At 70.1% G+C, this 20,636-nt stretch carries 21 protein-coding genes; 3 read left to right on the plus strand and 18 right to left on the minus strand.

Going from position 1 to position 20,636, the window contains the following annotated elements; all coding sequences use genetic code 11:
* Window positions 1-320: 320 nt before the first annotated feature.
* From AB0M43_RS19880 to AB0M43_RS19915, 8 genes are all read right to left on the minus strand, one after another.
* Window positions 321-833 (minus strand): GNAT family N-acetyltransferase, encoded by a 513-nt coding sequence (locus AB0M43_RS19880; protein WP_363726646.1) that lies wholly within the window; start codon window positions 831-833, stop codon window positions 321-323.
* A gap of 359 nt (window positions 834-1,192) precedes the next feature.
* On the minus strand, window positions 1,193-2,212 hold the full coding sequence (locus tag AB0M43_RS19885; RefSeq protein WP_363726648.1) for a hypothetical protein: 1,020 nt from the start codon (window positions 2,210-2,212) through the stop codon (window positions 1,193-1,195).
* A 26-nt stretch (window positions 2,213-2,238) separates the two neighbouring features.
* Complete coding sequence (locus AB0M43_RS19890; protein WP_363726650.1) at window positions 2,239-2,577, minus strand: hypothetical protein; 339 nt, start codon at window positions 2,575-2,577, stop codon at window positions 2,239-2,241.
* Entirely contained in the window at window positions 2,578-3,237 is a 660-nt protein-coding gene (locus tag AB0M43_RS19895; protein WP_363726652.1) for a hypothetical protein, read from the minus strand.
* A 48-nt stretch (window positions 3,238-3,285) separates the two neighbouring features.
* Complete coding sequence (locus tag AB0M43_RS19900) at window positions 3,286-4,470, minus strand: hypothetical protein (protein ID WP_363726654.1); 1,185 nt, start codon at window positions 4,468-4,470, stop codon at window positions 3,286-3,288.
* A complete protein-coding gene (locus AB0M43_RS19905; RefSeq protein ID WP_363726656.1) occupies window positions 4,467-5,105 on the minus strand; it encodes a hypothetical protein in 639 nt (212 codons plus the stop codon). The genes AB0M43_RS19900 and AB0M43_RS19905 overlap by 4 nt, the downstream gene beginning before the upstream one ends.
* Before the next feature lie 39 nt (window positions 5,106-5,144).
* Complete coding sequence (locus AB0M43_RS19910; protein ID WP_363726658.1) at window positions 5,145-6,344, minus strand: S8 family serine peptidase; 1,200 nt, start codon at window positions 6,342-6,344, stop codon at window positions 5,145-5,147.
* Window positions 6,345-6,427: 83 nt separating this feature from the next.
* The gene (locus tag AB0M43_RS19915) at window positions 6,428-7,204 is read right to left on the minus strand and encodes a hypothetical protein (RefSeq protein ID WP_363726660.1); all 777 of its coding nucleotides are present in this window, start codon (window positions 7,202-7,204) and stop codon (window positions 6,428-6,430) included.
* Window positions 7,205-7,581: 377 nt separating this feature from the next.
* On the opposite strand from AB0M43_RS19915, the gene AB0M43_RS19920 reads away from it, so the two are divergent.
* Window positions 7,582-8,229: a 2-phosphosulfolactate phosphatase gene (locus tag AB0M43_RS19920; protein WP_363726662.1), complete on the plus strand. Its 648-nt coding sequence runs from the start codon at window positions 7,582-7,584 to the stop codon at window positions 8,227-8,229.
* Between the two features lie 59 nt (window positions 8,230-8,288).
* On the opposite strand, the gene AB0M43_RS19925 is transcribed toward AB0M43_RS19920, so the two are convergent.
* The gene (locus AB0M43_RS19925; RefSeq protein WP_363726998.1) at window positions 8,289-9,791 is read right to left on the minus strand and encodes a Rieske 2Fe-2S domain-containing protein; all 1,503 of its coding nucleotides are present in this window, start codon (window positions 9,789-9,791) and stop codon (window positions 8,289-8,291) included.
* A 140-nt stretch (window positions 9,792-9,931) separates the two neighbouring features.
* Between AB0M43_RS19925 and AB0M43_RS19930 the strand changes: the two genes are divergently transcribed.
* Window positions 9,932-10,159 carry a DUF2631 domain-containing protein gene (locus AB0M43_RS19930; RefSeq protein ID WP_363726664.1) on the plus strand — a complete coding sequence of 76 codons (228 nt, stop codon included), beginning with the start codon at window positions 9,932-9,934 and terminating at the stop codon, window positions 10,157-10,159.
* 170 nt (window positions 10,160-10,329) lie between these two features.
* Here the strand turns inward: AB0M43_RS19930 and AB0M43_RS19935 are convergent, their stop codons facing one another.
* From AB0M43_RS19935 to AB0M43_RS19970, 8 genes are all read right to left on the minus strand, one after another.
* Window positions 10,330-11,250 (minus strand): DivIVA domain-containing protein, encoded by a 921-nt coding sequence (locus AB0M43_RS19935; protein ID WP_363726666.1) that lies wholly within the window; start codon window positions 11,248-11,250, stop codon window positions 10,330-10,332.
* Complete coding sequence (gene rlmN, locus AB0M43_RS19940; RefSeq protein ID WP_363726667.1) at window positions 11,247-12,413, minus strand: 23S rRNA (adenine(2503)-C(2))-methyltransferase RlmN; 1,167 nt, start codon at window positions 12,411-12,413, stop codon at window positions 11,247-11,249. The genes AB0M43_RS19935 and rlmN overlap by 4 nt, the downstream gene beginning before the upstream one ends.
* Window positions 12,414-12,477: 64 nt before the next feature.
* Window positions 12,478-13,575, minus strand: coding sequence for a phosphatidate cytidylyltransferase (locus tag AB0M43_RS19945; protein WP_363726669.1), 1,098 nt, complete (start codon window positions 13,573-13,575; stop codon window positions 12,478-12,480).
* Window positions 13,575-14,132, minus strand: a complete 558-nt coding sequence (frr, locus tag AB0M43_RS19950; protein WP_363726671.1) for a ribosome recycling factor — start codon at window positions 14,130-14,132, stop codon at window positions 13,575-13,577. Before frr ends, AB0M43_RS19945 begins: the two co-directional genes overlap by 1 nt.
* Before the next feature lie 35 nt (window positions 14,133-14,167).
* A complete protein-coding gene (pyrH, locus tag AB0M43_RS19955; protein WP_363726673.1) occupies window positions 14,168-14,917 on the minus strand; it encodes a UMP kinase in 750 nt (249 codons plus the stop codon).
* Window positions 14,918-15,005: 88 nt separating this feature from the next.
* Complete coding sequence (gene tsf, locus AB0M43_RS19960; RefSeq protein WP_363726675.1) at window positions 15,006-15,821, minus strand: translation elongation factor Ts; 816 nt, start codon at window positions 15,819-15,821, stop codon at window positions 15,006-15,008.
* A 39-nt stretch (window positions 15,822-15,860) separates the two neighbouring features.
* Entirely contained in the window at window positions 15,861-16,781 is a 921-nt protein-coding gene (gene rpsB / locus AB0M43_RS19965; RefSeq protein ID WP_363726677.1) for a 30S ribosomal protein S2, read from the minus strand.
* A gap of 215 nt (window positions 16,782-16,996) precedes the next feature.
* Window positions 16,997-18,037, minus strand: a complete 1,041-nt coding sequence (locus AB0M43_RS19970) for a hypothetical protein (protein WP_363726679.1) — start codon at window positions 18,035-18,037, stop codon at window positions 16,997-16,999.
* A gap of 99 nt (window positions 18,038-18,136) precedes the next feature.
* On the opposite strand from AB0M43_RS19970, the gene AB0M43_RS19975 reads away from it, so the two are divergent.
* Window positions 18,137-19,240 carry a DUF2332 family protein gene (locus AB0M43_RS19975; protein WP_363726681.1) on the plus strand — a complete coding sequence of 368 codons (1,104 nt, stop codon included), beginning with the start codon at window positions 18,137-18,139 and terminating at the stop codon, window positions 19,238-19,240.
* Here AB0M43_RS19975 and AB0M43_RS19980 read toward each other — a convergent pair.
* Window positions 19,215-20,633 carry a pyridoxal phosphate-dependent aminotransferase gene (locus AB0M43_RS19980; protein WP_363726682.1) on the minus strand — a complete coding sequence of 473 codons (1,419 nt, stop codon included), beginning with the start codon at window positions 20,631-20,633 and terminating at the stop codon, window positions 19,215-19,217. The two genes, AB0M43_RS19975 and AB0M43_RS19980, sit on opposite strands and share 26 nt — an antisense overlap.
* Window positions 20,634-20,636: the final 3 nt, after the last annotated feature.

Genomic DNA, 20,636 nt, shown 5'->3' on the forward strand with positions numbered 1-20,636 from the left:
CGCGTCCGCGTGCCGGAGCCGGTATTCGACGGGGACTACAGGCCTCGGCCGCTGCCCAGCCGGTGGAGGGCCGACCATGGTTCGGGGGCTCGCGCCTGAACGCCGGAGTCGGCACGGGACTGCGGGTGTCGGCCATTGCCCAGGCGGCGGGCAGCCGACCGAGGTTCGACGGCTCGCGCCCGTGCCGGTGTTCGGCGGGGACTCCGGGTCTCGGCCGCTGACCGGTCAGCTCGGGTCGCGCCATGGCGGTGGCATGGAGCCGGTCCGGGGCGGCGGTGCCGGAGGTTCCCAACCAACGCCCGCACCGCCGCCCCCACCCGTCAGGACCGGGTGATCCGGAACGACTCGAGTTCGACCCCGTACCACCGGTCCGTCAGCCCCTGCGGGGTCATGCCCAGCCGCTCACACAGCCGCAACGAGGCCGCGTTCGGCGGGTGCACCACGGCGAGGATCTCGTCCAGCCCCTCCGCGAACCCCTTCTCGATCGCGCCCCGGGCGGCCTCCGTCGCGTACCCGTGACCCCACGAGTCCGGATGGAAGTGCCAGCCCACCTCCACCTCGCCGTCCCCGTCCGGCAGCGGCACCAGCAGCACCGTGCCCGCCACCACCCCGTCCGGACGCTGCACCGCCCAGATCCCGAACCGGGGATCCGCCGACCGCTCCCGCCACCGGGCCACCGTCCGCAGCGCCTGCTCAGGCTCTGTCATCACCTGCGGAGTGGCACCGAGGTACTGGACGACCTCCATCCGCGCGTACATGTCGAACAGCCGGTCCGCGTCGGACTCGTCCCACGGCCGGACAACCAGCCGCTCGGTACGGAAAACAATGGTCATGCCGCCAGCTTGCCATCCGGTGACCGGCCGGGACGGTCGTCCGGTCGGTCAGCCTCGGCCGGCCGGACGGATCCGTCGCCCGGACCTGCGCGCCGTCTCCCCGTACCCCTCCCGCCCGGTCCCGCCGTTCCCCCGCCACCTTCCGGGCCGGTGCGCCGGCCGGGGACGCGGTCACCGTCGTGCCCGCGACCAGGGCCACGGGCACGCCCCCGATGATCAGGAGCAGGCGCGTCGTCATGTCCGGCCCGCCTCGTCTCTAGTGTGGACTCCGGGAACGCTACCGAGGTGGGACACCGGTGGCGTCCAGCACAGGGTTGACGTTTCCGACCGCCGTACAACTTTGGCGGTACACCCGGATGTCATCTGTCCTTGTCCAGGTAGCGTTCGATGTCGGCCTGGTCCCGTCGGTGCGGGTCGTCGAGCCAGTCCTGATACCGCGTCCCGACGCTGGCCACACCCCCGGCGGCCTTCAGTCCCGCCGGCATCCAGGTGTCCTCACTCCCCGAGTACTCCCGTGCCACGTCCCCCGGAGTGCGCTGACCCGCCGGCGGCCGGAACCCGCGGCGTATCCCCGGCATCTTGTCCGGCTCGAACTTGTTGAAGAATCGCTCCAGCCGGTTGAGCACGGGCACCACCCGGTCGAGGAAGGCGACGCCCCTGCCAAGCACCAGCGTCCCCTCGATCTCGGTGGCGACGACAGCCAGGTTGACGGACGCGCCGGCGGTTTCCACCACGGTGCCCATCGCCAACACCCACGTGATGATCAGCCATTCGACCCACGTCGCCAGCAGGCCGATCAGGAACGCCTGCGCGATCTCCATGACGGCTTTCGCCAGCAGCAGGCAGACCTCGATCAGTTTGATGTCCGTGGCCACCGCGCGCATGCCGTCGGCGAACTCGCCGAGCCGTTGCCTGACGGCTTCCCCCGTCTTGCCCTGCCAGCCGAGCAGGCTTTCGTTGCCGCTCGCGCGTACCTCCGCCGCGAGTGGAACCAACGCCTTGCCGACCCGTTCCCAACGGGCGATCTCCGTACCCATCCGCTCCGCGTTGCCCGTGACCAGCCCCACCAGGTCCTCGACGGGCTGAACCACGTCGATCAGGAACCCGAGACCGGCGCTGAGCAGCGCGTTCAACGGGTCGATCGCAACCTCGAAGACGCTGTTCCCAAGGCCGCCGATCACCGTGAACAGCTCGGCCAGGTCCGTCTGCTCCTCGCCGCCGAACTGGCCGAGCACCTTCCCGATCGCCACCGAATCCGAGAGGAACGGGATATCCGACTTGATGTCGAACCGCAGGAACTCGTACCGGCCGATATTGCCCGGCGTGCCGTCGTCGCCCAGGGTCAGCGTCCACGCGCCATCGGGTTTGTCGTTGGTCACGTCACTGTCGTTCGCTTCCGGAGAGGTCACTTCCCCTCCTCTCCGAGCAGCTTGCGGACGCCCCCGAGCGCGTCGGCGATGCCCCGGTCCGCGTCCGCGTAGGCCTTGCCGGTGGCATCGACGGCCTGCACCCGGCCCTGGATGCCCTCGCCTATCATCTCCAGTTGGCGGTACAGGTCCCGGCCGCAGCCGTTCCAGTACGCGGCGGCCATGTTGATGCCCAGCGCGCCCCAGATGTACCACTCCGGATCGGCCTGTTCGGCGACCTTGAGCAGCTCCGCCGTCCTGTACCGCACCTGTGCCAGCCTCTGCCGGCACTCCTCCAGCTGCGCGGGGTCCACCCAGAACCCCTTGGGATCCTCCACCTAGACCGACCCCCGTCCGGGTATGTCGAGCCGGGTACCCGTCAACTCGCCCGCGAGCTCCGCGACCCGCTCAGCCGACCGGGCGATGGCACCCTGGACCAGGGACACCAGCAGCAAGCCCAACGCCTCCGAGCCGTACTCCGGAAGCAAGCCGTCAGCCAGAAACAGTTCCTCCACCGTCACACCCCTGACCCCGACCCGGATCCGGCCGTCCGAGTTCTCCACGAGAGTGCGATTCTGGGACGCGGAGATCCGCAACTGGGATGCGATTTCGACCCGGCCGGCCACCAGGGCCCGGGCCCGTTCCAGCTCTGGAATCGGCTTCTGAACCGGGTCGCTGTCGCCGACCTCGGCTCCCGTCCCGTCGCCCGGCGGGAGGTCAGGGAGTTCGCTGCGGAAAAGGCCCGCGTGATCGCCCAGCCTGGCAGTGAGGTGCTCGTCGACCCGGGACGCGGCCGTGCGCAGGGTGCCCAGGACCAGCCGCGCCAGGCTCCGGCCGTCCAGGCGCGCGGCCTGCCCACCGAACACGATCGACCGGGGTACGCCGCCCACGCCCACCATGACAGTGACCTCGCGGTTCGCGGACTCGGCTCCCACGACACAGGAGGCGGCGAACCGGGCCATCCCGCCCGCTTCGGTGATCCACTCGTCTGTCCTCATCGGAAGGCGCTCCCCGCTGTCCCGCTGACTCGCGTGCAGGTCACGGGATCAGTCCTGCGGCCGAACAAAGCGCACCATCTCGACGCCGGCCGGCCAGTCGGACACCGGTTCCTCGACCTTGCCGAGGACTGCGGGGGCGATCTCTTCGTCGCCGTACCAGATCGTCTTGTCCTCACGGAGCCACGTCGAGTAGGCGGGGTCGTCCTCGGCGGACCTGGCTGCCGGGGAGCCGATCGCGCCGACGCTGCCGAGGCCGGGGCTCGCGGCGCGGGCGGCGTTGCCGGCCGCGAGGGTGCGGAGCAGGTCGACGGGGCGGCCGAGGGTGCCGCCGCCGGGGAGTTGGGCGGGGAGTCCCGCGCCGGCGCCGGCGCCCAACGTGCCTGAGCCGAGCGGAGTACCGCCGGAGCCGAAGGAGTCGCCCAGGCCGGCGAGGCCGGTGGTGGAGGGGGTGGTGGCGTCGGTGCGGGGTGGACGGAAGTCGCCGGCGTCCTCCCAGCCTCGGTTCCAGGCGTCGCGGGTGGGGTTGGCGGGGGTCATTGGGCTGGGCTGATGAGGAGCAAAACCATTCGGGGTGTACGCGCCGCCGGAGCCCAGATCGGGGCCGCCTGAGGTGCCGGCTGGCGGTGTATCGGTGAGGTCAAGTCCTTCATGGCCCACGTCGTAACCTGCACTGGTCCCTGCCCCTTCTGGCATCCGCGCCTTCACCCCCTCATAGTCACCCGACACCTTGTCGTAAGCCTTCCGAGCCGGCCCCTCAATATCGTGGACCGCCTTCTCCAACAGGTCCGTGATGTTCCCGAGGTGCCTGGCAACGGGATTGTTGAACAGCTCATTGGACAGCGACAGCTCGCAGAACTTCGGCCCCAAACTGATCTGCCCATTGCGGGCCGCCAACAGGTCACCGAGCATGCCGTGCGGCACAGGCATCGCGGCCTGCGCCTCGGCCAACCGGGAGGCCGCCTCCCGCAGGGACGGCGCGATGCCGGTACCCGCGTTCGCCTTGTCGATCGCGTCCCCGATCTTCTTGGCGATCCCCAGCACGTGCGTCTTGTAGGCCTCGTAGGCGGGCCCCGTCCAGTACCGGGCCAGGTCGCTCACATCGCGTTCCAGCGTCGCCTTGACCTGTCCGGCCTGCTTGAGCAGCTGCTCCCAGCCGAGAGCCGCGCTCTTCAGGTCGCCGGGTCGGCCCTGGATGACGACCTGACGGACCATCGTGCTCCAGTCGGTGGTCACCGGGTCTCCCTCAGGTCGTGGGACGTGGTCGTCTGCTCCGTGAGGATCTTCGTCATCTGCTCCGCCGTCATCCGGTTGCGGTCCTCCACCGACACGTAGTTGCGCATCACCTGGCCGAGCGCGTCGTGCGCGTCGTAGAGCTCCTCGGCGACGGTCCGCAGCATGCTCTCGAAGCCGGCGTACACCCCGTCGTGTCGGGTCTTGAGTTCCGTCGCCTTCGGAAAACCACCGACACCGGTACCGGTCGACGCCGGCCCGTCGATCAGCCTCTTGACGTCGGACATGCCCGCCAGGAGCTTCCGCGACACGTCGCCGGTGTCCTGCAGCCAGCGTTGGGCTTCGGCGAGCGAGGTGAGGTCGTACTCCGTCCTCAGTCCCTCGCCGGGCCCGAACTTCAGCCCGTCGGGGACCTCGGCGGTCCGCATGCCGTTGTCGTCGGCGGTGATCCGCATTCGCATCGCCGGCGGCAACCACCAGGCCGAGATCTCACCGTCGAGCCGGTTGCCCTCTGTCTTGATGGTCATCACCCGGCCGTCCACGAGCTGGATCTCCCAGGTATCGGGGCCGATCTTGCGCGAATGGCTGACCATGATCGCGGCCTGTGGATTGGTGACCGTCAGTTCCTGCTCACCCATCGGTGAACCCTCCCCATGAAGTTGTTGTCCAACGTGTGTCTAGTGACCCGGCGGTCGCGGCGGCCCGTAGCCGGGCGGCGGCGGATAGCCTGGGCCGTAAGGATGTGAGCCGACAGGAGGCTGGTGCGCGCGGCGACGACGCCTGCCCGCCAGGACCAGCCACACAGCACCACCGGCGAAGGCGACTGCCACGACCGCCAGCAGCGGACCCATGACTTTCCAGTCGATGTGGACGGCCACGAGCGGGGGCTTGCCGGTACCCGTGGCGACCGGCGACGCGCCCGTCCCTCCCGCGATCAACGGATTGCTGCTGACCTCTGGCACGTCGGCGGTCAGCGCGGCCACGGGATCGATCACCCCGAAGCCGTAGAGGTCGTCGCGCCCGGGGTTGCCGGCGTCCTTCGCCGTGCGAATGATTCGGTTGATGACATTGGCAGCACTGAGCTGCTTGAACTTGGAACGAATGAGAGCGGCTTCACCGGAGACAATGGCGGCGGCGCCACTCGTTCCGTCGCTGACGGCATATCCACTTCGCGTGACGGTCTGTGGATCCGTCGATACAATCCGAACACCAGGTGCAGCTACTGCCAACTCAGCGCCCTGCACAGATCCAGACCAGGCACTCCCGTCCTGGCTCGATGCAGCTACGGCCACGACTCCAGGAATTCGGGCTGGCGAGGCAACGGCCCGTGCGCCCTGTTCTAAGTTGCCAGCAGCTGCGACAACAACGACATCCTTTGATATCGCATAGGCCACCGCAGCAGTCTCCTCGCTCGTCGCAGCGGCCGTCCCACCGCCCAACGACACGTTGATAACGGAAGCTCCACGGTCAACCGCGCCGCGAATGGCGTCAGCGATTTCGCCGCCCGGATAGCTGGAGCCAAGTGAGACAGGCAAGATCTTGGCCCTGGGCGCCACGCCAAGGACGTGCTGGTCGCCGCCCCCCTTACCCACAATGAGCCCAGCCATCCGAGTTCCGTGGCCCACGACGTCCGCCCGCCCATCCGCAGCCGCATCCCCCCCAATCCCAAACCCCGGCAACACCTGCCCCTGCAGATCCGGATGCCCCGCATCCACCCCCGAATCGATCACGGCGACAACCACACCCTCACCCTGGCTGATCGCGTGCGCCTGCCCGATCTTCAGGGAATCGAGGTGCCACGAAAGCCCCCGCACCGTATCCGCGTGCGCCACCCCAGGTGCCGCGACCAGCACCACCCCGGCGGCAAGCACCGTCACCCCGGCCCGCAGTCTCCCCAACACCCCGACACACCCGCCCCTATCAGCCCGACCATGGTCAATTCGACACGATAGCTGGATCGTCATATGAATCCCCTGTCGGATTCCCGCCTCGCCGCCCGGAATTCACGGGCGATCCGCAACTGCCGTCTCCGGTCCTGCAACGTCGAGGCCGCCCACCAGACCGGGAACGCCGCCAGGACACAAACGGAGCACAGCACCAGAAAGAGCCTGTTCTGCAGCCCCTCCGCCGTCGGGTAGTCAGCCGTTGTGATCACACACTTCAGCTGCCCCAGTCCGTTCCTACCGGTTCCGATGGTGAAGCAGCGCTCCTCGACGGGCACCAGGCCGGACAGCGAATCCTGTGAACGCACCATCGGAGCGTCGTCGCCGTCCCCCTTCTCCCATTCGACTGCGGCATCGCAGAGATACGGTGCCTCCAGACTCCACCCCGTGGAGCGGCACTGACCGATCGCGGCAGTGCCGGTGGCACTGCTCGCGTTCCCGATGCCCAGTCGGTCCGAACGGCAGACGAGAGCGAACGACAGGAGGAACACGGCGGCGGCGAGGACCAACGTGCCGCGAGCGGCCCACTGCCGCACCTTCGTCACGGTCGGCACGTGTTTCCCCACGGGCGGCGGGGCCGGCGGCCACAGTGCGTCTATTGCGGGACCGTAGGACCGCGTCGGTGGCTTCACGAGCGACATCAGGTACTCGTTGACCTGGGTAATGTCGTACCCCACGTCCGCGGTTCTCAGTTTCTCCCTGCTCCAGGTGGTCACCCACCCGCCCTGCCCCCAGCCATGGGTCTCGTGCCGGGCAACCACCAGGTCGACGTCCTGTGTGTCGTAGCCGTTCACAACCAGGTCGAACCGAGGCCGCGCCATCCCCGTATTCCTCCAGCTATCCGTGCACCCCGTAGTCAAAGCGACACGATAGCGGGTATCCGCCACTCTCGAAGCCCCCACAACCCACCCGAATGCATCCCGCCTGCTCCGCTCCGCCCCAGCCCGGATTTCTGCCGCCATTCCCGCCGGTCGATCGCCTTCCGCCGACGAAGTCCAAACCCGGAAGGCCAGATGGGTACCCGACCGCAGTCACCCCCGGAGCACGCCCACCCTCTATCTCTCCAGGAGCCCGCGCCACATGAATGGGCGGCAACCGCCACATCCACGCAGGACGACGCACGCACGCCACGGGACACACGACACCGACGCACGCCAGTACCCTGACCCGGGTGACACGCTTCGTGACGATCGAGGAGTTGGACCAGCCCACCGACCCGGTAGTGGTGATCGACGTGTTCCGCGCGTTCAGCTTCGCCACCTGGGCGATCCACCTGGGCGCGACCCGGATCGTGCTGGCCGCCGACAAGGACCACGCCAGGCGCCTGCGGGCAACCTACCCGGACGCCACCAGCTGCACCGACGGCCCGAAACTGCCGGACTTCCCCCTGACGAACTCCCCCGGCCAACTGTCCACAGTCGACGTCAAGGGCGCGACGATCATCCACGCGACCAGGAACGGCACCCGTGGCACCGCCGCGGCCCGCACCGCGGACGAGCTCTACGTCGCGAGTTTCCCCAACGCCCGCGCCACGGCCCGGGCCCTCGGCGACCGGCCGGCGACCTTCGTCGTGACGGGCGGCGAGGAGGACCGCGAGTGCGCGGAGTTCATCGCGGCGCTCCAGGCCGACCCGGGCACCGCACCGGAGCCCTACCTGGAGCGTTCCCGCCGGTCACGGGGAGCGGCGCGGCTCGCGCGGGGCGTGGCCGACGGGTACCCCGGAATCCACGCCCTCGACGTCGAGCGCTCCCTCACCCTGGACGTCCTGGACCGCCCGCTGCTGGCCACCCCGACCGGCGACCACCTGATCGTGTCCTGACACCAGAACCAAGAACACGACCTCGACGGGTACCGGGACATCGCCGCGCCGGGCAGCCTCTAGGACGCCGAAGAGCGGATCTCGTGCCCCGCGCTCGTGATGCACTTGCCGGATTCGAGGTTCCACTTCCAGCCGTGCATCTGGCAGGTCAGCACGCCGTCCTCGACCTTGCCGAACCGGCCCAGGTCCGCCTTGAGGTGCGGGCACCGGCGCTGCACGGTCCAGCCCTCGAGTTCGATGTCCTCGGCGTCGGGCTTCTGTTCGGCGTACCAGCCCTCGGCGTAGTTGATCCGCTCTTCCGACAGGCACTTGAAGAACGCGTAGACGAACTCGTTGTACTGGCCGATCCGGGCCGCCGAGAACCGGCAGGACAGGAACAGGGAGTTCACCCAGTCGCCCTCGTCGATGAAGATGAGGTGCTCGAGGAGCCGGCGCTCGGTGCGGAACCGGTAGCGGACCTTCTCATCGGCGGCGACCCGGATCTCGTTGTTCGGGAAGTCGAAGACGATGCTCTCGACGACCTCCTCGGAGTCGGTGGCCAGCAGGTCGAAGCGCACGGGGCCGCCGATGCCGCCCGCGATGTACTCCGACTCCTCCATGATCGGCTCGACCCGGCGCTTCAGCTCGGCGAGCACGTCGATCTCGGGGTGCGACCAGGTGGCCTTCTCGGCCTCCAACGCGGGCCGCTTGCGTTCGGCCATCTCACGCAGGTAGACCGGCTTGTTCTCGAAGAACGCGCGCACGTCGGCGACCGGGTGCTCGACCTTGCCGGTGGCGGCGTCGGCGACGGAGCCGGGCAGCAGCAGCACCCCGTTGTCGTAGCCGAGGCCCTCGATGTGGTCGAGGAACACCTGCTGGTCGGGGAAGATGTTGCCCTCGTCGCCGTGGATGTCGTTGAACTGCCACAGCGCGTCGTCGAGGAAGCACGGCGGGCCGGCGATCGGGAGGACGAACGACGCCTTCAGGTCGTCGATGTAGCGCACCGTGCGGTCGAACTGCCGGTCGCGCTTCTGCTTGCCGAACGCCGTCTTGGCCGCCTGGGGCAGTTCGTACACCATCGGGTACCAGATGGCGCCGCTGAACTGCAGCAGGTGCGCGTGCACCTGCCCCAGGGCCGCGAACGTCGACAGGTCGGTGGGCCGGGCGTCGTTCTGGTTGAGGAGGCGCACCCCGTCGTGCTCGACCCAGATGGCCGAGTCGCCGATCGGGCCGTCCGTCGGGGAGGTCAGCGCCTGGATCATGACCTTGAGGCCGTCGATCTCGTGCACCTCGTCGGACACCGTCCTGTAGAACGAGGTGAAGCCGAGGTCGCGCAGCTCGTCCTCCAGCTGCGACGTCGGGTACTCCGGCAGCAGGATCGTCGCCTTCTTCGAGATCCGGTCCCGGAGGAAGGAGGCGTCGAAGTGGTCGCGGTGCAGGTGCGAGACGAACAGGAAGTCGGGGTTGCCCAACCGGTCCCAGTCGAGGTCGACATTGTCCGGGAACGGGAACCACGAGCCGAAATAGGCTGGATTCACCCACGGGTCGCACAGGATGCTGCCCGCGCCGGTCTCGATGAACATGCCCGCGTGACCGGTACCCGTGACCCGCACTCTTGACCTCCTCGTAAGACGCGCCCTAGACGCTACCCGAACCCTCCGACGCGCCCCCAACCCGTCATGCCAGACTGGACGCGACGCACACCGTAAGGAAGGGACACGACGTGGCTGGCAGCTCCGAACCGGTGACCTCGCCGGACCAGCACAAGCCGACGAACTTGAAGGCGGCACGTATCGGCGGGATCGTCACGATCCTGATCCTTCTCGTGATGGCGATCGGCAACCACGAGGGCAACGTGGAGAACATCTGGCTGTTCGGCCTGGCCCTCCTGCTCGCGGCCACCATCGTGGGCGACTGGCTCCTCCGCAAAAACGGCCTGAAGTCCAACTAGACCGTTGGGGGCCGTCGTCAGAACACGGCTGGCTGCGTTTTCTCGGCCCCGCAGGGCGCTGCCCTAGCGGTGCCGAGAAAGCCTCGCCATCCGCGCCCTGACGACGGCCACTTCGCCTTAGAGCAATAGAAAAGAGCCCCGCAGCGATGCGGGGCTCTTTTCTACATCTACTACTTGCGGAGCAGGGCCCGGATCTCCTTGAGCGCCGAGTCCACGTCCGCCTCGAAGTAGCCGCCCTGGACCAGGCTGAACTGGCTCGGGTCGAGCTCACCGTCGGCGACGGCGGCGCCGGAGCGCCCCGTCATGTAGGCCAGGACCGCGTCGAACAGGCGGTCCACCTGCGCCGGGTCGTACCCGCTGCCGAAGCGGCGGGGCTGGAAGGTGCGCCGGAGCGCGTCCACCTTGCTGACCTCGTCCGGGGTGAAGGCACCGGTGACGGCACCCATCTCGCCGGTCATCTCCATCCGGCCGTGCCGGCCGGCCGCGTCGTAGCCGCCGCTGTTGAAGCTGGTGGGGTCCGGCCGCGGGTACTCCCCCGAGCGGCTCACCGGCGGGGCCACGGGGGCCGGCGGCGGGACGACGCTCGGGAAGTTCTGGGTCGGGTAGTCCTCGCGCGGCGGCGGCGGGGCGAAACCCCGGTCGTCGCGCACCGGCGGCTGCTGCGCCGTCCGGTCGTCGAACTGCGGCGGCATCGCGGGCGGCGGCGCCATGGCGGGCCGCTCGTCGAACGGCTGCGCCTGCGGCCGCTCGTCGAAGGCCTGCACGGGCGGCGGGCCCTGGGGCTGCGCGCGCGGCGGGACCTGCTGCGGCGCGAGCCGCTGCTCGACCCGCTGGTACAGGCCGCCCCGCTCCTCGAGCTCGGTCAGCTGGCGCTCCACCCGGTCGAGGTGCAGGTCCACCTGCCACTCGTCGTAGCCGCCGAACCGCACGCGGAAGACCACGTCGTGGACCTCCTGCGCGGTCACGGGCGTGCCCGGCGCGTCACCGCCCAGCGTCGCCTCCACGCGGTCGAGGAAGGTGTCCACCTCGTCGACCTTGTAGCCACGGCGCAGCGCCCGACGTCGGAACCGCTGACCACCTGAACTCGTCACTCATCCACCTCCGCAGCAGCGAGCTGCCCACATGCCCCGTCGATCTCCCGACCCCGCGTGTCCCGAACTGTAGTCGGCACTCCCGCGGCACGCAGTCGTCGGACGAACTCCCGCTCCACCGGCTTGGGGCTCGCATCCCACTTGCTGCCGGGTGTGGGGTTGAGCGGGATGAGGTTCACGTGTGCCAACCGACCAGATAGTAGGCGTCCGAGCAGGTCGGCGCGCCACGGCTGATCGTTCATATCTCTGATCATTGCGTATTCGATCGAGACCCGACGTCCGGTCTTCGACGCATAGTGCCACGCCGCGTCAAGGACCTCGGAGACCTTCCACCGGGTGTTCACCGGGACGAGCTCGTCGCGCAGCTCGTCGTCCGGGGCGTGCAGGGACAGCGCCAGGGTGACCGACAGGCCCTCGTCGGCCAGTTTGCGCATCGCGGGCACCAGGCCCACCGTCGAGACTGTCACGTGCCGCTGGGACAGGCCCAGGCCCTCCGGGGCGGGATCGGTGATCCGCCGGACGGCCTCGATGACCCGGTTGTAGTTCGCCATCGGCTCGCCCATGCCCATGAACACGACGTTCGACAGGCGGGTCGGCATGCCCGCGAGCTGGCCACTCGCGGCGATCCGGGCGGCGTCGACGACCTGGTCGACGATCTCGCCGGTGGACAGGTTCCGGGTGAGGCCCGCCTGGCCGGTGGCGCAGAACGGACACGCCATCCCGCAGCCGGCCTGTGACGAAATACACACCGTGGCCCGACCGAACCTGGCCGGTTGTTCCGAGTCGTCCTCATCTGTGGCGGACACCGACGGGTACCCCATCAGGACGCTCTCGACGAGGGAACCGTCGTGCAGTTTCCACAGCGTCTTCTGGGTCAGGCCGTCGTCCGTGGCGAGCCGGCGGGCCGGGGTGAGCAGCTGGGGCAGCAACTCGCCGGCCAGCTTCTCCCGGAGCCCCGCGGGCAGGTCCGTCATCGCCGCGGGGTCGCCCTCGAGCCGGCCGAAGTAGTGGTTCGACAGCTGGGTGGCCCGGAACGGCTTCTCCCCCAACTCGGCGACGGCGGCCCGACGCCCGGCCAGATCGAGGTCGGCCAGGTGTCGGGGCGGCATGGAACGGCCGGCGCGGCGCGGCGGCGACATGTTGAGTACAGGCAGGGTCGTCATGACTCAGCCAGTGTCCCACGCCGACCCCCGAACAACCGACCCCAGGGAGGAAAGGCGAGCCACTTCACCCGGTGGGGGCGGCCAGCACGCTCAGCAACATGTACCCGAGCGGAGCGGCCACGAGCAGGGAGTCCAACCGGTCCATCGCCCCGCCGTGGCCGGGCAGCAGCGTGCCCATGTCCTTGATCCCGAGATCACGTTTCAGTAACGACTCGGCCAGATCGCCCACGGTCGAGCCGATCGCCAGGGCCACGCCGAACACGGCGCCCGCCCACCACGGCGCGTCGAGCATGAACCGGAGCATCAGGGTGCCGCCGATCACGCAGGCGAGCACCGAGCCGGCGAAGCCCTCCCAGGACTTCTTGGGGCTCACCGTGGGCGCTATCGGGTGCTTGCCGAGGAACACGCCCGCGATGTACCCGCCGGTGTCGGAGAGCACCACGGCCGCCACGACGCAGACCACCCGCAGCGCGCCGTCCTCGGGCCGCAGCAGCAGGACGAAGAACGAGGCGAGGAAGGGTACGTACACGGCGACCATCGCGGCGGAGGTGACCGAGCGCGCGTACCCCGGGGGGCCGTCGCCGAGCCGCCAGACCATCACCGCCAGCAGGGTGAGCAGCAGGCCGATCGTGAGCGCCCCGACGTCGCCGAACCAGGCGAGGCCGATCATCAGCACCCCGCCGGCCAGCAGCGGGCCCAGCGGGGGCCGCTCGGGGCCGTCGCCGAGCGCCCGGACGAGTTCCCAGATCCCGATGACGACGGCCGCCGCCAGCAGGAACAGGGCGCCCTCGCGCCGGATGAACAGGCTGGCGATCACGAGCGCGCCGAGGCCCACGCCGACGCCGATCGCGGCGGGCAGGTTGCGGCCGCCCTTCGGCGGGGGCGCGGCGGCCGGGGGCTGGGCCTCGGCGGTCACCAGGGGCAGCGCCCCGGTGGCGTCGTCGGCCACGGCGGAAGCCCCTTCCACCGGAACAGCGCCGGAAGGGGCGAAAGGATCAAATTCAGACTCTGCGGGTACGGCCGGCTCGGGCTCCGACCACGCGGGGGTGGTGGAGTCCCAGGCCTGGTCGAGCCAGTCCGGCTGCTGCTCGTCCGCCGGAGTGTCGGCGCGCTCGCGACGGGCGCGCCGGACTCCGTTGTCGAAGGGGTCGAAATCTGTCATCAGACTTCGAGCAGCTCGGCTTCCTTGTGCTTGAGCAGCTCGTCGATGACCGCCACGTACTTCGTGGTCAGCCCGTCGAGCTCCTTCTCCGCGCGCTTGACCTCGTCCTCGCCGGCCTCGCCGTCCTTCTGGATCCGGGCGAGCTCGTCGTTGGACCGACGGCGGATGTTGCGGATGGCGACCTTGGCGTCCTCGCCCTTGCCCCGCGCGACCTTGATCATGTCGCGGCGGCGTTCCTCGGTCATCGGCGGGATGTTGATCCGGATCTGGGTGCCCTCGTTGTTCGGGTTCACCCCGAGGTCCGAGTCGCGGATCGCGCGCTCGATGTTGCCGAGCTGGCTGCCGTCGTAGGGCTTGATGATGACCATGCGGGCCTCGGGCACGCCGATCGACGCCATCTGCGGCAGCGCCGTGGGCGTCCCGTAGTAGTCGATCACGATCTTGGAGAACATGGCGGCGCTCGCGCGGCCCGTGCGGATCGCCGCGAACTCCGACTTGGCGTGCTCGACTGCCGAATCCATCTTCTCCTCGGCCTCGAGGAGTGTGTCGTCGATCACCTGGCTCGTCGCTCCTTCTTCAAGTCGGTGGTGCTCTACTTGCGGGGCCCGGCCTCAGCCGAGGTGATCAGGGTGCCGATCCGCTCGCCGCCGAGCGCCCGGACGAGGATGTCGTCGCCCTCGGCACCGAACACGAGCATCGGCAGCCGATTCTCCATGCAGAGGCTGAACGCGGCCGCGTCGACCACCTTCAGTCCACGCCGGAGCGACTCCTCGAACGTGATGGTATCGAGCTTCTCGGCGTCCGGGTTGGTCCGCGGGTCCGAGGTGTAGACGGCGTCGACGCCGTTCTTGCTCATCAGCACGGCGTCGGCGGCGATCTCCAGCGCGCGCTGGGCGGCCACGGTGTCCGTGGAGAAGAACGGCATGCCGGCGCCGGCGCCGAAGATGACGACCCGGCCCTTCTCCAGGTGCCGGATGGCCCGGCGCGGGATGTAGGGCTCGGCGACCTGGGCCATGTGGATGGCGGTCTGCACTCGGGTGTCGATGCCCTCCTTCTCCAGGAAGTCCTGGAGGGCCAGGCAGTTCATCACGGTGCCGAGCATGCCGATGTAGTCGGCGCGGGGGCGGTCCATGCCGCGCTTCTGCAGCTCGGCGCCCCGGAAGAAGTTGCCGCCGCCCATCACGACGGCGACCTGCACGCCCCGCTCGGTGACGGCCTTGGCGATCTGGCGGGCCACCTCGGAGACGACATCCGGATCGACGCCGACCGCTCCGCCGCCGAACATCTCGCCGGAGAGCTTCAGAACCACCCGCCGGTACCGGGTGGTCGCGGTGTCGGTCATGGAAACCTCCGAAGTCAGTCTATTACGCGGCAAAAGGGCCGCAGCGGCGCGTCAACAACACACCACCGCGGCCCCCTTGAGTTCGTGCTTAGGCCTGGCCGACCTCGATGCGGGCGAACCGCGTCACGGTGACCCCGGCCTCGGTGAGGATCTGGGCGACCGTCTTCTTCGAGTCGGTGACCGAAGCCTGCTCGGTCAGGACGACGTCCTTGAAGAAGCCGTTGACCCGGCCCTCGATGATCTTCGGCAGGGCCGCCTCGGGCTTGCCCTCCTCGCGGGAGGTCTGCTCGGCGATCCGGCGCTCCGACTCGACGACCTCGGCCGGAACCTCGTCACGGGTGACGTAGCTCGGCCGCATGGCCGCGATCTGCATCGCGACGCCGCGCGCCGTGTCGGCGTCGGCACCGGTGAACTCGACCATGACGCCGACAGCCGGCGGGAGGTCGGCGCTCTTGCGGTGCATGTACACCGTCGTCTGGCCCTCGAAGATCGCGATCCGGTTCAGGACCAGCTTCTCGCCGATCTTGATCGACTCGTCCTGGATCAGGTCCGCGACGCTCTTGCCGTTCAGGTCGCTCGCCAGGGCCGCCGCCACGTCGGCCGGCTTGGTGGCCGCGACGTGCTCGACGAGGGTCTGGGCCAGCTCGATGAACGCGCCGTTCTTGGCGACGAAGTCCGTCTCGCAGTTGAGCTCCAGCAGGGCGTTGCCCGACTGGGCGACGAGGCCGTTGGCGGCGGTCCGACCGGCCCGCTTGCCGACGTCCTTGGCACCCTTGACGCGCAGGATCTCGACGGCCTTGTCGAAGTCGCCCTCGGCCTCCTCGAGCGCCTTCTTACAGTCCATCATGCCGGCAGCGGTCAGTTCGCGGAGCTTCTTGACATCCGCTGCGCTGTAGTTCGCCATGGTCTTCTCTCTGACTCGAAAGTTGGGAGGATCTCAGGACTACTCGGCGGCCGGCTTCTCGGCAGCCAGGGTCTCGACGACCGCGGCGGCCTCGACCGGGGCGGCCTCGGCGGCCGGAGCAGCCTCGGCGACCGGAGCGGTCTCCACGGCCACGGCGGCGGCCGGGGTCTCGTCGGCCTTCGGGGCGAGCAGCTCCTGCTCCCACTCGGCGAGCGGCTCGTCGCCGGCGACGACGCCCGGCTCCGGCTTCTCGTCGTTGCGGCCCTTGCCCGCGCGGGCCACGAGGCCGGCGGCGACGGCGTCGGCGATCACGCGGGTCAGCAGCGCGGCCGACCGGATCGCGTCGTCGTTGCCCGGGATCGGGAAGTCGACCTCGTCCGGGTCGCAGTTGGTGTCGAGGATCGCGATCACCGGGATGTGCAGCTTGCGCGCCTCATCGACGGCGATGTGCTCCTTCTTGGTGTCGACGATCCACACCGCGGCCGGGAGCTTCTGCATGTCCCGCAGACCACCGAGGGTGCGGGTGAGCTTGATCTTCTCGCGCGAGAGGGTCAGGAGCTCCTTCTTGGTCAGGCCGGTCGCGCCCTGACCGGTCTGCTCCATGGCCTCGAGCTCCTTCATGCGCTGGAGCCGCTTGTAGATCGTCTGGAAGTTGGTGAGCATGCCACCCAACCACCGGTGGTTCACGTACGGCATGCCGACGCGCGCGGCCTGCTCGGCGATGGCCTCCTGGGCCTGCTTCTTCGTACCCACGAAGAGGATCGAACCGCCACCGGCGACAGTCGCCTTGATGTGGTTGTACGCCTTCTCGATGTAGTCGAGGCTCTGGCGCAGGTCGATGATGTAGATACCGTTGCGCTCGGTGAAGATGTAGCGCTTCATCTTCGGGTTCCAGCGCCGGGTCTGGTGCCCGAAGTGCACGCCGCTCTCGAGGAGCTGACGCATCGTTACGACGGCCATGTGTCTTTCTCTCCCTGTGCGGGCCGGGGCCCGCGTTGTTCCCTGGTTGTCGCCGCGACCGGTGGTCACGGCCCTAGCGCCCGGTCGTCGGCCCGTTGGCGTCCATCTCGCGGATGGGACCAGGGAGAGCCGCCGTCGCACTGTGCGTACGAAGGGCGCGCGAGGTCGACCGCGCAGGGCGGTCGCCGGTTGACAAGTCTACGGTGTGCCGGTTGTCACCCGGCCGCCAGGGCCGCGCCGAGCAGCAGTACCAGGCCGATCACCAGGTACGACAGCGGCGGGCGGAGCAGGACCCGGGCGCCGTGCCGTTCGGAAGCCCGGCCCGCGCCGGTCACCATGCCGTACATTCCGGCGGCGAAAACGGGCAGACCCAGCAGGAGCAGGACACCCGCGACGACTCCGGAGGGTGACGTCGTGCCGCTGGCCAGCAGCGTGGAGCCGAGCAGGACGAGGGCCGCGATCTCCAGTACGCCGACCACGGCGGCCAGGCCGATGGCGATGACCGGGCGGCGGGAGCGGTACACGCCGTCGCCGTCGGCCGCCGGCTCGGGGCGGCGGAGCTGGACCTGCTCGGTCGGGTAGCCGGGCTGCGGGGCGCGCGCCGGCTCCGGGCCGCGCGCGGGCTCGGGGCCCCGGGCCGGGTCGACGGTCGGCACCCGGGTGGTCGGCGGGTCGAACGCCGGCTGCTCCGTCGGGAAGCCTCCACTGCCCTCCGAGGGGAAACCGTTGCTCTTCGGCTGCTCCGGGCGGGGCTGGCCCTTGAGCAGGGGCACCCGTTCGGCCTGGTGCCGCTGGCCGCCGGTGGGCTGCTCCGCCGGGGTCCAGGGCTGCTCGGCCGGGCGCTGCTCCGGGGTCCACGACTGGCCGGTGGGCTGCTCCGCCGAACGCTGCTCGGGCGTCCACGACTGGCCGGTGGCCGCCTCGGCGGGCCGGCCCTCGGGCGTCCACGACTGTTCCGCCGGACGCTGCTCGGGGGTCCAGGACCCCTCGGTGGCGCGGGGCTGCGGGGTGTCCCAGGCGGCCGGGGGCTGATCGGCCGGCGGGGTCCAGGACTGCTGGTCGCCGCCCCAGGCCGGGCCGTCGGGCCGGGTGGCGCCGCCCCAGGCGGGCTCCGTGGGGGCAGGGTCACCGGCGCGGGGCTCCGGCGGCCGGTACTCCCCGGAGGGGCGCTGGTCGGCGTACGGCGGCTCGGCGTAGCGGGGATCGCGCTCCTCGCCGTACCACCTCTGAGGGTTGGATTGCTCGGGGTAGCTCACGTGTATCAAAGCTAGGCGATACCAGGGTGTTAGCGCCATCGGCCCGTACGGTGAAAAAGGTGTCCGGACGTTTGTCCGTGATCGACCTACTATTCCCCGGTGACTGAAACCCCCACGCTCGCGGAAGCGTTCACCACGGCCGCCGACGGCCGGTTCACGATGGGCGGCTCCCCCCGCTATGTGGCCCTGGCCCGGGCCGTCGCGGCGGATCCGGCCCTCGCGGCGCCGTTGGGCTCCGGCGAGGTCGCGCCGGCGCACCCGCCCCTGTTGTTCTCCGCAGTGCAGTGCGTGGTGCGCACGGTCGGGCATCCGCTCGCCGACTACTACCCCACCCTCGGCGGCACCCGCGAACCCGACGCCGGCCTGGTCGAGGCGTTCGCCGACCTGGTCGCTGCGCACGGCGACCGGCTGGCCGCGCTGTGCGCCGACGCCAAGCCCCGCAGCAACGACCCGTCGATCGCCGCGATCATCCGGCCGGCGCTGGGCCGGGCGGCCGTCGCCGCCGGGGGCAGGCCGCTGGCCCTCGTGGAGATGGGCTCGGCGGCAGGCCTGACCCTCCTGCCCGATTTCTATGACTATGACTACTACCCGGCGTCGACCGGCCCCTCCGGGGTGACCGGCGCGGGAGCGGTCACCCTCGGGTGCGAGATCCGCGGCGAGGTCCCCGGGCACGCCGAGTTGGACATCGCGCGGCGGATCGCCCTGGAGCTGGACCCGATCCGGCACGACGACCCGGCCGCGGTGCGCTGGCTGCTGTCCGGGATCTGGCCCGAGCGCACCGCCGAACTCGCCCGGGTCACCGCGGGTCTCGCCGCGCTGGACGCCGCCACGATCGACTGGCGGGCCGGCGACTTCTTCGAACAGCTGCCCGGGGCCCTGGCCGACATCCCGCCCGACGAGCTGCCCGTCGTGTACGGCTCCAGCGTCCTCTGCTGTCAGAAGGACCGGCGCGCAGAGCTCCCGGCGCTGCTCGCGGCGGCGGGGCGCGACCTGGTGTGGATCACCAAGGAGCACCCCGAACACGCGCTCGCGCTCGTCACCGACGACCCCAACCCCTTCGAGGGCGATCACACGGTGGTACTGACGTCCGTCACCTACGCGGCGGGCCGGATCACCGAGGTCGTGGCGCTCGCCGAGGTCGACCCGTGGGGCCGGTGGCTCGACTGGCGGCCCACCGTCATGCGCCCACGGTCAGTCGGCTGACCGCCTCGGCCAGGACCTCCGGCTTCTTGCAGAACGCGAACCGGACCAGGCGGCGGCCCGCCTCGACGTCGTCGTAGAACACCTGGGTCGGCACGGCCACCACCCCGCTGCGTTCCGGCAGCGCGCGGCAGAACTCCACGCCGTCGACGCCGCCGAGCGGGGTGATGTCCGCCGTCACGAAGTACGTGCCCTCGGCCCGGCGGACGTCGAACCCCGCCTTGCGCAGCCCCTCCGACAGCGCGTCCCGCTTGGCGCGCAACTCGTCGCGGAAGCCCCGGTAGTAGCCGTCCGGCAGGGCCAGGGCCACCGCGACGGCCGGCTGGAACGGGCCCGCGTTGACGAACGTGAGGAACTGCTTGACCCGCAGGACCGCCGACACCAGCGGGGCGGGGCCGCACACCCAGCCGACCTTCCAGCCGGTGCAGGAGAACGTCTTGCCGGCCGAGGAGATCTGCAGGGTGCGGTCCCGCATGCCCGGGAAGCCGGCCAGGGGCAGGTGCTCGCCGTCGAACACCAGGTGCTCGTAGACCTCGTCGCAGACCGCGATCACGTCGTGCTCGACGCACAGTTCGCTGATCAGGGTCAGTTCGGCGCGGGTGAACACCTTGCCGGTCGGGTTGTGCGGGGAGTTCAAGAGCACCAGACGGGTACGCGGGGAGAAGGCCGCGCGCAGCTCGTCCGGGTCGAACGCGTAACCGGCACCGGGGTCGCCCTCGGGGCCGGCCGCGCCGAGGAAGGTGTCCTCGACGCCGGGGCCGGAGGCGTCGGTCGGGTGACCGGTGGGGCCGGAGTCGGCGGCCGGGTGACCGGTGGGGCCCGGAGCGGAGTCGCCGGTCGGGTGACCCGTGGTGCCGGCCGCCGTGGTGAAGGTCGGGTGGCCGGCGATGGCTGCCGTGCCGGTGTTCCCGGTGCCGGTCGACGTGGCGGTGGCCTTGGCGGCGGGGCCGGCGGTGGTGGTGGTGGTGGGGCGGAGGGTGACCGGGCGGCGGACGGCGCCGGCCAGCGCGATCGAGGCCGCGTAGGAGTCGTAGTACGGCTCGAAGCAGATCACCTCGTCGCCGGCCTCGCACAGCCCCAGGATCGACGCCGCGATCGCCTCGGTCGCCCCGGCGGTGACGAGGACCTCGCCGTCCGGGTCGTACTCCAGCCCCCAGAACCGGCGCTGGTGCTCCGCGATGGCGGCCCGCAGGGCGGGCACCCCGGGCCCCGGCGGGTACTGGTTGTGTCCACCGAGGATCGCCGCCCGGGCCGCCTCGAGCATCTCGGCGGGGCCGTCGGTGTCGGGGAAGCCCTGGCCGAGGTTGACGGCACCGGTGCGGGCGGCCAGCGCGGACATCTCCGCGAAGATCGTGGTGCCGAACGGACGCATGCGCTCGACCAGAGGGTCAGTCATGCC

The organism is Longispora sp. NPDC051575, from assembly GCF_040681875.1.
Lineage (GTDB): Bacteria > Actinomycetota > Actinomycetes > Mycobacteriales > Micromonosporaceae > Longispora.

Bases quoted from the DNA above. Each gene is read 5' to 3' on its own strand.
- AB0M43_RS19880 (WP_363726646.1), bottom strand. From the start codon at position 833: ATGACCATTGTTTTCCGTACCGAGCGGCTGGTTGTCCGGCCGTGGGAC.
- AB0M43_RS19895 (WP_363726652.1), bottom strand. From the start codon at position 3,237: ATGAGGACAGACGAGTGGATCACCGAAGCGGGCGGGATGGCCCGGTTC.
- AB0M43_RS19905 (WP_363726656.1), bottom strand. From the start codon at position 5,105: ATGGGTGAGCAGGAACTGACGGTCACCAATCCACAGGCCGCGATCATG.
- AB0M43_RS19925 (WP_363726998.1), bottom strand. From the start codon at position 9,791: ATGTTCATCGAGACCGGCGCGGGCAGCATCCTGTGCGACCCGTGGGTG.
- rlmN (WP_363726667.1), bottom strand. From the start codon at position 12,413: ATGACGACCCTGCCTGTACTCAACATGTCGCCGCCGCGCCGCGCCGGC.
- AB0M43_RS19945 (WP_363726669.1), bottom strand. From the start codon at position 13,575: ATGACAGATTTCGACCCCTTCGACAACGGAGTCCGGCGCGCCCGTCGC.
- pyrH (WP_363726673.1), bottom strand. From the start codon at position 14,917: ATGACCGACACCGCGACCACCCGGTACCGGCGGGTGGTTCTGAAGCTC.
- tsf (WP_363726675.1), bottom strand. From the start codon at position 15,821: ATGGCGAACTACAGCGCAGCGGATGTCAAGAAGCTCCGCGAACTGACC.
- rpsB (WP_363726677.1), bottom strand. From the start codon at position 16,781: ATGGCCGTCGTAACGATGCGTCAGCTCCTCGAGAGCGGCGTGCACTTC.
- AB0M43_RS19980 (WP_363726682.1), bottom strand. From the start codon at position 20,633: ATGACTGACCCTCTGGTCGAGCGCATGCGTCCGTTCGGCACCACGATC.